This window comes from Enterobacter cloacae complex sp. IR5459, assembly GCF_049238005.1.
GTDB classification, from domain to species: Bacteria; Pseudomonadota; Gammaproteobacteria; order Enterobacterales; family Enterobacteriaceae; genus Enterobacter; species Enterobacter hormaechei_C.
This window is the reverse complement of the sequence record NZ_JBMKIG010000071.1, coordinates 1-753: the sequence shown is the minus strand read 5'-3', so window position 1 is coordinate 753 and position 753 is coordinate 1. Positions and strand designations below refer to the sequence as shown.

General features: G+C 54.6%; 1 rRNA gene. It reads right to left on the bottom strand.

Annotated elements, in window-relative coordinates:
- Nucleotides 1-12: 12 nt before the first annotated feature.
- A 23S ribosomal RNA gene (locus ACOTX4_RS25995) occupies nt 13-753 on the bottom strand; the annotation flags it as partial.

The window sequence follows — 753 nt, the reverse complement described above, 5'->3', positions numbered from 1 at the left end:
CTTCGGCGTTGTAAGGTTAAGCCTCACGGTTCATTAGTATCGGTTAGCTCAACGCATCGCTGCGCTTACACACCCGACCTATCAACGTCGTCGTCTTCAACGTTCCTTCAGGAGACTCAAGGTCTCAGGGAGAACTCATCTCGGGGCAAGTTTCGTGCTTAGATGCTTTCAGCACTTATCTCTTCCGCATTTAGCTACCGGGCAGTGCCATTGGCATGACAACCCGAACACCAGTGATGCGTCCACTCCGGTCCTCTCGTACTAGGAGCAGCCCCCCTCAATTCTCCAGCGCCCACGGCAGATAGGGACCGAACTGTCTCACGACGTTCTAAACCCAGCTCGCGTACCACTTTAAATGGCGAACAGCCATACCCTTGGGACCTACTTCAGCCCCAGGATGTGATGAGCCGACATCGAGGTGCCAAACACCGCCGTCGATATGAACTCTTGGGCGGTATCAGCCTGTTATCCCCGGAGTACCTTTTATCCGTTGAGCGATGGCCCTTCCATTCAGAACCACCGGATCACTATGACCTGCTTTCGCACCTGCTCGCGCCGTCACGCTCGCAGTCAAGCTGGCTTATGCCATTGCACTAACCTCCTGATGTCCGACCAGGATTAGCCAACCTTCGTGCTCCTCCGTTACTCTTTGGGAGGAGACCGCCCCAGTCAAACTACCCACCAGACACTGTCCGCAACCCGGATAACGGGTCTACGTTAGAACACCAGCCATTAAAGGGTGGTATTTCAAGG